Genomic DNA, 2638 nt, shown 5'->3' with positions numbered 1-2638 from the left:
TACCGCACCTCGACCGAAGGCAAGCAAGAGCATTTCTTCACCACCAAGCTCGAAGACGCCACCATCGTCAACATCAACACCGTGCTGCCGCACGCGCAGGACGCGACCAAGGCCGAGTACACCCAGTTGGTGAAGGTCGCCATGGCCTATCGCAAGATCACCTGGACGCACGCTATCGCCGGCACCGAGGCATCGGACGACTGGCGCAAGCCCCAGGAAGCGTAAGCCCAACGCACCGAAGGCGTCGCGGACATCGGCCGGCCGCCTTCGATGATCGCATCGGCTTGACCCGGACGACCGGCTGAATTGCCGGTCGTCCACGCGTTGCTCAAGGAAGCGGCTATGCCCACCCAATCCGACCTGCGCTTCACCTTCGCCATCCACGGCACGGACGGCAAGATCGACCTCGACGTCGTCGCGTTCACCCTCGACGAAGGCCTCTCACAGCTCGACCGCCTCGAACTCGATCTCGCCAGCCACGCCCCCGACATCGACTTCGATCAGGTGCTCGACCGCCCAGCCCTGCTCACCCTCTGGCACGGCCCGCTATTGCGGCAGCAGCGACGCCGAAGGGTGCTCCCGTATGCGTCGGCTCTTGATGTGACTCATATTCGAGGAAATGTGAACATCGACGAAGAAACCGTTGTCGAAGCGCGCTGCCATTTCCATCAAACGAATGGTAGCGGCCCACAATCCAATCCGTTGGGCACCGATACCGCAGAGGCGCGCAAAGCGCAGTCCCGCACTCTCCCTGGCCTTCCATCGCTACCTGGCGGAGAAGCGCACGGCCAAAGAGCTTGGCTGGCTGGGCGGCCCGTGGGCGCTCACCTATACCCAGGTGGGCGTCACCGACAACGGCCTGTTCATAGAAACCAATGGCAGTCACGAACACCACGTGCATATCAGTGTAGGGACGGAGCAGCCATGACAGCATCTCGATGCCTATCCCTTCAATGGCGATGGCTGTTCGCGTGGGTTATCGCGTCTATCTCCATAACTTCAAACGCTAGCGAGTGCACGCCTGACCAAGTACGCGCCACGAACGGCAAACTATTCGCATGTGACATCGAGGACGGACAAGAGCGCGACGTCACCCCACCTCCGCGCTCGGCATTGCGCTTGACCGATGTATTCGAGGATGCAGAAGTTCTCCCCGTTAGAACGGCATCTTGGCCCGTTCGCGTGTATTACAGTTCATCCTCCGCCCTATATGAATTTGATCGTCAAGGCAACGTCGTCAGCAAGAATGGAAGTCCTTTTGCGGGCGCCTATGTGGCCGAGTATTACCAACGTGGAACTCCGCTTTGGCCCGGTTCCCAACGCATCTATTACATCGTCCGTCGTGGACAGACACGCGATGACTTCCGGCCAGAGGATGTCACGAACGCCATTGTGCTTGCCGATCAGCAAGCATGCACCCCGTCGTACATCAGCGATTTCTATAAACTCTATAGAAATCTATCGACTATTTTTCTCAATGGCCTTTGCAGAGATTCAGTCAAACAGCGCATCGGCACGCATGATTACTGGGTGTATCCCGATGAATGGAACGACGCAATCGCAAACATGTCTGTCGACACGCCGGTTCGCTGGACGTTTCAGAGATTTGACGACCCCATCGAACCGATTTTCGATGCCGCTGGTATCTGTCGCCTGTATTGTGAGGGTCGTCCGCTTCCGCCATCGAAAGGCAGTCCATCAGGGACATCATCCTCCAACGAAGCACACCGTACCCGTCCCGGACTCAGGCCGGAGGTCGATCTTTCCCCTCCGGCAAACAATGCTCTTCGTCAACTTACCCTTGAAGAGCGTTTGCGCGACAAGCGTGAACAGGAAGAAGTTCCTGCGACCAATTGGCCAGTACGCGCAATCTTCAATTCTCGCGCAGGGGCTTTCGAATTCGACCGACAGGGTAATCTGATTCAAGGTGGAACACGACTTCCGCTACGGGCAGTTGAAATACGTCTCGGCGGAAAGGAGGGCAGGCCCTTGTGGCAAGGCGGTCAACAGGTGTACCGCTTGCTAGCCCCCGGAAAATTGGGATACGGCAATGACCTACTTGGCACCGATGACGGCCTTGTTCTTGTCAACGGGCACGCCTGCCCCACGCAACTGATCGCCGAGGCATACGGCATTCTGCATGAAGGGGGGGAACTCTACCTCAACGGCAATTGCACCAAGGCCGTCAAGCGCACGATCGGCGAGCGGGAGTTCTGGGTCTACCCCGAAGACGAAACCAGCGCCTACCCGCATTACTGGGTCGTCCAGCACTTCGACGACCCGATCACCCCCATCGTCGATGCCGAGGGCCAGTGCTGGCTCTATTGCGATGGCCGCTCACAACAAGGCGGCTAACTATCGCTGAAGAACTGGGGCAGGCTGACCTCCTGATTGGCCACCCCATCGCCAGTGACCCTGACTCCGCTCCTATCGCCCCGCATCGCGAGCGCCCTGCAGAACAGGCTTTCTCCGGACAACGCTTATGCCCACCCAATCCGACCTGCGCTTCACCTTCGCCATCCACGGCACCGACGGCAAGATCGACCTCGACGTCGTCGCGTTCACCCTCGACGAAGGCCTCTCACAGCTCGACCGCCTCGAACTCGATCTCGCCAGCCACGCCCCCGACATCGACTTC

The 2638-nt window shown here is 59.0% G+C and carries 3 protein-coding genes; all 3 read left to right on the top strand.

Annotated elements, in window-relative coordinates:
* The coding region (gene tssD / locus P3W85_RS22275) for a type VI secretion system tube protein TssD (RefSeq protein ID WP_276266370.1) at positions 1-225 on the top strand (225 nt) is incomplete at its 5' end.
* A 418-nt stretch (positions 226-643) separates the two neighbouring features.
* Positions 644-928, top strand: a complete 285-nt coding sequence (locus tag P3W85_RS22270) for a hypothetical protein (protein ID WP_276266369.1) — start codon at positions 644-646, stop codon at positions 926-928.
* Between the two features lie 191 nt (positions 929-1119).
* Positions 1120-2355: a hypothetical protein gene (locus tag P3W85_RS22265; RefSeq protein WP_276266368.1), complete on the top strand. Its 1236-nt coding sequence runs from the start codon at positions 1120-1122 to the stop codon at positions 2353-2355.
* The last annotated feature ends 283 nt before the right edge of the window (positions 2356-2638 follow it).

Source organism: Cupriavidus basilensis, from assembly GCF_029335485.1.
In the GTDB taxonomy this organism is placed as follows: Bacteria; Pseudomonadota; Gammaproteobacteria; order Burkholderiales; family Burkholderiaceae; genus Cupriavidus; species Cupriavidus basilensis_E.
The sequence above is the reverse complement of the archived record's forward strand: the minus strand, read 5'-3'. Positions and strand labels throughout refer to the sequence as shown.